The organism is Bacillus sp. MBGLi79 (assembly GCF_002953915.1).
The window spans coordinates 4,707,523-4,715,159 of record NZ_CP026521.1; the positions used below are offsets into that span (position 1 = coordinate 4,707,523).

Annotated in this window: 6 protein-coding genes and 1 pseudogene; all 7 read left to right on the forward strand. The window is 46.6% G+C overall.

The genetic code is table 11. The features are described from left to right. The first annotated feature begins 60 nt into the window (after positions 1 to 60). Positions 61 to 453 (forward strand): rhodanese-like domain-containing protein, encoded by a 393-nt coding sequence (locus C1T29_RS23995; RefSeq protein ID WP_075212821.1) that lies wholly within the window; start codon positions 61 to 63, stop codon positions 451 to 453. Continuing rightward, positions 447 to 881: an EVE domain-containing protein gene (locus tag C1T29_RS24000; protein WP_020453584.1), complete on the forward strand. Its 435-nt coding sequence runs from the start codon at positions 447 to 449 to the stop codon at positions 879 to 881. Before C1T29_RS23995 ends, C1T29_RS24000 begins: the two co-directional genes overlap by 7 nt. Positions 882 to 1,067: 186 nt before the next feature. After that, positions 1,068 to 1,799 (forward strand): GntR family transcriptional regulator, encoded by a 732-nt coding sequence (locus tag C1T29_RS24005; protein WP_208945571.1) that lies wholly within the window; start codon positions 1,068 to 1,070, stop codon positions 1,797 to 1,799. After that, positions 1,792 to 3,333, forward strand: a pseudogene (gntK, locus tag C1T29_RS24010) (gluconokinase). Before C1T29_RS24005 ends, gntK begins: the two are co-directional and overlap by 8 nt. Positions 3,334 to 3,354: 21 nt before the next feature. Next, complete coding sequence (locus C1T29_RS24015; protein WP_065643474.1) at positions 3,355 to 4,701, forward strand: GntP family permease; 1,347 nt, start codon at positions 3,355 to 3,357, stop codon at positions 4,699 to 4,701. A 30-nt stretch (positions 4,702 to 4,731) separates the two neighbouring features. After that, positions 4,732 to 6,135, forward strand: a complete 1,404-nt coding sequence (gene gnd, locus C1T29_RS24020) for a decarboxylating NADP(+)-dependent phosphogluconate dehydrogenase (RefSeq protein WP_023856843.1) — start codon at positions 4,732 to 4,734, stop codon at positions 6,133 to 6,135. Positions 6,136 to 6,409: 274 nt separating this feature from the next. Continuing rightward, the coding region (locus C1T29_RS24025; protein WP_208945572.1) for an aldehyde dehydrogenase family protein at positions 6,410 to 7,637 on the forward strand (1,228 nt) is incomplete at its 3' end.

Below are 7,637 nucleotides of genomic sequence, written 5' to 3' on the forward strand. Positions count from 1 at the left end.
TTATTTAAAGATTTGCTTTTAAAAGTATGTAAAAAGTATAAAAACTAGGAGTCATACCCTATGAATTCACTCGATTTTTTTAATGCACGTTTAGAAGCCACCATTAGTCCAATGGATTATTTTAAATCTTCAAAGGATCACCCTGAAAAATATTTTTTAATAGATGTAAGAAACGGGCCAAGCGAAGTCAGGAGTTTGACGATAAAAGGTGCTCAAGCGATACCTGAACACGATCTCCCTCATCGATTAGAGGATATTCCAAAAGATAAAGAAATCATTGTGTACTGCTGGGATGTCTGGTGCAATACGGCAGCTAAAGCAGCTAAATTTTTATTAGAAAAAGGCTATCAAGTGAAAGAGCTGACCGGAGGGATCGCGGCATGGAGAGAAATGAATTTTCCTGTGTCAGCATGCACCGAAGGGGATACTGACAAGGATGCTTGCGGATGCTGAATGGAATGAAAAGAAGGTATTGGATCGGCGTAGCTTCGCGCGATCACGTCTTGAAAGGTGTATCTGGAGGCTTCGCCCAACTTTGCCACGGAAAAGAGGCGCCTTTAAAAAGAATGAATCCCGATGATTGGATCATTTATTACTCGCCAAAACAAAATCTCAAAGATGATGCGCCCTATCAAAAGTTTACAGCTGTAGGGGAAGTGAGTGATAACAGAGTTTACAAGGTTCATGCGGGAGAAGGATTCTCACCTTACAGAAGGAAGATCAACTTTTTAAAATGCCGGGAAACGCCGATCCACCCATTCATTCCCAACCTCTCTTTCATCAAAAACAAACGGCACTGGGGTTATTCCTTTCGATTTGGGCACATAGAAATTAGCGAACATGACTTCAAACTCATCGTTAAACAAATGGTCAAAATATAAAGGGCAGCTGCTCCCTTTATATTTTTTTGCTTTAGTGGAGTATTTCGAGGGCATTGGCAAAACAAATCGTTTTATAAATGGAAAAAAATTTTCGGAAAATTTGAAATGAAAGTGTTTGCATAATCAAAATAATCGCGTTATCATACTTGTATACAAGTATACTCGTATAACTAGGAAGGTGAGTGTATGAGCCAATCTAAAAATCTTTTATATCCGGAGAAGTGGCTTTCAAGAGCTTCAACAGGTGTTCGCGTCGCATGCGAGCTGAGAATGCGCATTATTTCCGGCTTGATTGAAAGCGGTACCATTTTATCTGAAAATAAATTGGCTGCGGAATTCTCGGTGAGCCGGTCTCCCATCCGCGAGGCTTTAAAAATACTGGCATCGGAAAAAATCATCCGTTTGGAACGGATGGGCGCCGTTGTCATCGGTTTAACCGAAAAAGAAATTGGAGAAATTTATGATGTGCGTCTGGTGATGGAAACATTCGTATTCGAACGGCGTGGACGGGCCAATGTCGACGAACTGGTAACAGACCTCAGCAAAATATTGGAGATGATGAAAGTCTCCATCAAATACAAAGATGCCGACGAGGTCTCATTTCAAGACGTCTTATTTCACGAAACGATTGTCCGCTCCATCAATCATTCTTACATTTTGATGATATGGAACAATCTCAAACCTGTGATGGAAAGCTTTATTCTTTTATCCATGCGGGCCCGCTTAAAAGAAAAATACGAAGACTTTGAACGAATTCTCGATAACCATGAACTTTATATCAAAGCGATCAAAACGAAAGACAGGGATCTGATGCTTAAATCCCTCCATCAAAATTTCGATGACGTGCAAGGTAAAGTTGAAGATCTGTGGCTGTCGCAACAAATGCTGGCGAAAGGGGCCGAACAAGAAAATGACTAGTTATATGTTAGGCATAGATATCGGTACGACAAGCACGAAAGCGGTTTTATTCAGTGAAAAAGGGGACGTGATCCAAAAGGAAAGCATCGGCTACGCGCTTTACACCCCGGACATCTCGACCGCTGAGCAAAACCCGGATGAGATTTTTCAGGCCGTCATCCAGTCAACGGCGAAAATCATGCAGCAGCATCCTGACAAACAGCCGTCATTCATTTCATTCAGCAGCGCGATGCACAGCGTGATTGCGATGGACGAAAACGACAAGCCGCTCACCTCCTGCATCACTTGGGCAGACAACAGAAGCGAAGGCTGGGCTCATAAAATCAAAGAAGAAATGAACGGGCACAATGTCTATAAACGGACGGGAACGCCGATTCATCCGATGGCGCCGCTAAGCAAAATCACATGGATTGTAAACGAGCATCCTGAAATCGCTGTCAAAGCAAAAAAATATATCGGAATCAAAGAATATATTTTTAAAAAGTTATTTGATCAATATGTCGTCGATTACTCCTTAGCTTCGGCGATGGGAATGATGAATCTCAAAACATTGGCCTGGGACGAAGAAGCACTGGCCATTGCAGGCATCACACCTGACCACCTATCAAAGCTCGTTCCGACAACAGCCATTTTCCATCACTGCAATCCGGAACTGGCGGCGATGATGGGAATTGATCCGCAAACGCCATTTGTCATCGGTGCCAGCGACGGCGTGCTTTCCAACCTCGGCGTCAACGCGATTAAAAAAGGCGAAATCGCCGTCACTATTGGGACAAGCGGTGCGATTCGCACGATTATCGATAAACCACAAACCGATGAAAAAGGCAGAATCTTTTGCTATGCCTTAACTGAGAATCATTGGGTCATCGGCGGGCCAGTCAACAACGGCGGGATCGTCCTTCGCTGGATTAGAGATGAATTTGCATCATCAGAAATCGAAACGGCAAAACGTCTCGGCATTGATCCGTACGATGTCTTGACCAAAATTGCCGAACGCGTCAGGCCGGGTGCCGACGGACTGCTGTTCCATCCATACCTCGCAGGCGAACGGGCGCCGCTCTGGAATCCGGATGTGCGCGGTTCATTCTTCGGCCTCACCATGTCGCATAAAAAAGAACACATGATTCGCGCGGCATTGGAAGGGGTTATTTACAATCTGTACACCGTCTTCCTGGCGTTGACAGAATGCATGGACGGTCCAGTTGCCCGAATTCAGGCGACCGGAGGTTTCGCAAGGTCTGACGTATGGAGGCAAATGATGGCCGATATTTTCGAATCGGAAGACCTACTTCAAGAAAAATATTAAAGATCTAGTATCTCAACATAAATTTAAAAAAAAAACGCGACAGGGAAAATCGATTCATTCGATGTCGTCTCCGACATGATCGGAAGCACGCACAGACACGCGCCGAAAGAAGAATCGGCCAAAGAATACAGAAAATTAATGCCGCTTTTTATCAACTTATCTCGAGCACTTGAAAACGAATATACACAAATTGCAAATTATCAAAGAAGCTTATCCAGCAAAAAATAGGGGAGAATTGGAGGCGTTATCATGCCATTACTGATCGTAGCAATCGGGATTGTCGCATTATTGCTTTTGATTATGGGGTTAAAACTGAATACGTTTGTTTCCTTGATTATCGTATCGTTCGGGGTTGCATTGGCGCTTGGAATGCCGCTTGACGACATCGTCAAAACGATTGAAGAAGGCCTTGGCGGAACGCTCGGCCATATCGCATTGATCTTCGGGCTCGGCGCCATGCTGGGCAGGCTGATCGCGGATTCAGGGGGCGCTCAGCGCATTGCGATGACCCTCGTCAACAAATTCGGAGAGAAAAACATCCAATGGGCGGTCGTCATCGCCTCCTTTATCATCGGGGTTGCATTATTCTTCGAGGTCGGATTGGTATTATTGATTCCAATTGTATTCGCCATTTCAAGAGAATTGAAGATATCTATTTTATACCTTGGAATTCCAATGACGGCGGCCTTATCCGTCACACACGGCTTCCTGCCCCCGCATCCGGGACCGACGGCTATCGCGGGAGAGCTCGGCGCCAATATCGGGGAAGTGCTGCTCTACGGTATCATTGTTGCAATTCCAACCGTTCTTTTGGCCGGACCTTTATTTACGAAACTGGCGAAAAAAATCGTCCCGCAATCATTTGAGAAAATGGGCAGCATCGCTTCACTCGGTGAGCAGAAAACATTCAAGCTTGAAGAGACGCCCGGCTTCGGCATCAGCGTCTTCACAGCTATGCTTCCGGTCATTATCATGTCTATTTCGACTGTTATTACGCTTATTCAAGAAACGATGGGCCTTGCAGACAACAGCCTGCTGGCAGCGGTTCGCTTAATCGGGAATGCCTCGACTTCGATGGTCATCTCCCTGTTGGTCGCGATCTATACGATGGGGATGGCCAGAAAGATCCCGATCAAACAAGTGATGGATTCCTGTTCAACCGCCATTACACAAATCGGAATGATGCTCTTGATCATCGGGGGCGGCGGCGCCTTCAAACAAGTCTTGATCAATGGCGGAGTAGGCGACTATGTAGCTGAATTATTCAAAGGAACAGCCATGTCGCCGATCTTGCTCGCCTGGGTCATCGCCGCAATTCTGCGCATCTCCTTAGGATCCGCGACAGTTGCTGCATTAAGCACAACCGGACTCGTTCTTCCGATGCTCGGACAAAGCGATGTCAATCTTGCGCTGGTTGTGCTTGCAACAGGGGCCGGAAGTGTAATTGCTTCCCATGTCAATGACGCAGGCTTCTGGATGTTCAAAGAGTATTTCGGACTAAGCATGAAAGAGACATTTGCCACCTGGACACTGCTTGAAACCATTATCGCGGTGGCCGGATTAGGATTTACTTTATTGTTAAGCCTATTTGTATAAAAAAGTCTTAAATGAAGGAGCAGGTATTACATGCGCAATACAATCGGTGTCATAGGTTTGGGAGTCATGGGGAGCAATATCGCCCTGAACATGGCAAGCAAAGGCGAACAAGTCGCCGTCTATAACTACACAAGGGATTTAACCGATCAACTCGTCCAAAAAACGGGAGGCCAAACAGTCAAGCCGTACTATGAACTTGAAGATTTCGTACAGTCTTTAGAAAAACCGAGAAAAATCTTTCTTATGGTCACAGCAGGCAAACCGGTTGATTCTGTTATCGACTCGCTCGTTCCTCTGCTTGAAGAAGGGGATGTCATCATGGACGGCGGCAACTCCCACTACGAAGATACGGAACGAAGATATGACAGTTTGAAAGCGAAAGGTATCGGCTACTTGGGAATCGGCATTTCCGGCGGCGAAGTCGGCGCTTTAAAAGGCCCATCCATTATGCCCGGCGGAGATCGGGACGTCTACGAAAAAGCAGCTCCGATTCTCACAAAAATCGCCGCCCAAGTAGAAGGAGATCCATGCTGTGTCTACATCGGTCCAAAAGGCGCGGGGCATTTTGTCAAAATGGTGCACAACGGCATCGAATACGCAGACATGCAGCTTATCGCTGAAGCGTATACATTTTTAAGAGAAAAGCTTCTTTTGCCGATAGATGAAATCGCTGACATTTTCGACACGTGGAATCAAGGAGAGCTGAAAAGCTATTTAATCGAAATCACGGCAGAGATCCTGAGGAAAAAGGATGATCGAACGGGCGCTCCGCTCATCGACGTCATCCTCGACAAAACCGGCCAAAAAGGCACGGGCAAATGGACGAGCCTGCAGGCCATCGACAACGGCATTCCATCATCAATTATCACGGAATCCCTGTTTGCCCGTTACCTGTCATCATTAAAAGACGAAAGGACAGCTGCCGAAAACGTATTGGCCGGGCCAGAAACAGAAGAACGGTCCCTGGATCAGAACGTGTGGATCGACCGCGTCAGACAGGCGTTATACATGGGGAAAGTCTGCGCCTATGCCCAAGGCTTCGCTCAATATAAAATGACGTCTGATCTGAACGGATGGCACCTGCCGTTAAAGGACATCGCCCTCATCTTCCGCGGCGGCTGCATCATCCGCGCACAATTTTTAAATCTCATCAGCGAAGCGTTCGACAAACAGCCGGACCTGTCCAACCTGCTGGTCGCACCTGACTTCGCTGAAAAACTAAAAGAATACCAGTCCGGCTTGCGAAAGGTCGTCTGCGAAGGCATCAGCTCAGGCATCTCATTCCCGTGCCTGAGCACCGCCCTCTCCTATTACGACGGCTACCGGACGGGCCGCTCAAACGCAAACCTGCTGCAGGCGCAGCGCGATTATTTCGGCGCTCACACGTATGAGCGGACGGATATGGAAGGCGTGTTTCATACGGACTGGTATTAAAAGCTGCACCCCGGACCTCGGGGTGCATTCTTATTTTACTCAAGAATGAATTTCATACTTTGTTCAACATTTCACAAACTTATATTTCAAATTCGTGATATGATAAATTCAGCCACAGAAAAGGAGGACTGATACCAAAATAAACCAGATATCCGCTTCAGGGATAAAATTTTTTAACTCCACTTGTGAAATGTTTCACAAACAATGTCCGCATCATTCATCCCTGAACATCCTGTTGTAATCAAATTCCTATTCATTCACTGGAGGGTTTACAATGGCAATCGAAGAAAAGGAAATGAAACAAAAGCAAAATGCCTCAACCATGGTTGATCAGCTAGTCGAAAAAGGCCTAAAGGCATTGGAAGAATTCCGCAGCTTTGATCAGGAGCAGATTGATGAGATCGTCAAACAGATGGCGCTTGCCGGCCTTGATCAGCACATGCCTCTCGCCAAACTTGCCGTCGAAGAAACGAAGCGCGGCGTTTATGAAGATAAAATTATTAAAAACATGTTTGCCACAGAGTATGTCTACCATCATATCAAATACGATAAAACAGTGGGCATCATCAATGAAAACGAACACGACGGAGTCATTGAAATCGCGGAGCCTGTCGGTGTCATCGCCGGCGTGACGCCGGTGACCAACCCTACTTCCACTACAATGTTCAAGTCCCTGATAGCGATCAAAACAAGAAACCCTATCGTGTTTGCTTTCCATCCATCGGCCCAAAAATGCAGCCGCGAAGCGGCGAGAATCCTTCGGGACGCAGCCGTCAAAGCAGGAGCACCCGACAACTGTATCCAATGGATTGAAACGCCTTCGCTGAATGCAACTCAAGCCTTAATGACCCACCCGAACGTTTCCCTGATCCTCGCAACAGGGGGCGCCGGCATGGTGAAATCAGCGTACAGCTCCGGAAAACCGGCCCTTGGCGTCGGACCTGGAAACGTTCCGTGCTACATCGAGAAGTCTGCCAACCTGAAGCAAGCCGTCAATGATCTGATCTTATCCAAAACATTTGACAACGGCATGATTTGCGCATCAGAGCAGGCCGTCATCATAGACAAAGACATCTACTCAGACGTCAAAGTCGAAATGACAAGAAACAACTGCTATTTCTTAAATGAAACCGAAAAATCAAAGGTCGAGAAATTGGTCATCAATGAAAATACTTGCGCGGTAAACGCTGATATCGTCGGCATGCCGGCATTCAAAATCGCTGAAATGGCCGGTGTCAAAGTGCCTCAAGATACAAAAATCCTCATCGCCGAATTAGAAGGCGTAGGTCCGGATTACCCGCTTTCCAGGGAAAAACTGAGCCCTGTTTTAGCGTGCTACAAAGTCAGCGGAATTCAAGAGGGATTAAAACGCGCCGAAGACATGCTCGCGTTCGGTGGAACCGGCCACTCGGCGGTAATTCATACGAACGATCAAGAAGCCGTTAAAAAATTCGGATTACGGATGAAAGCCGGGCGGATCATCGTCAATGCACCGTCGTCAC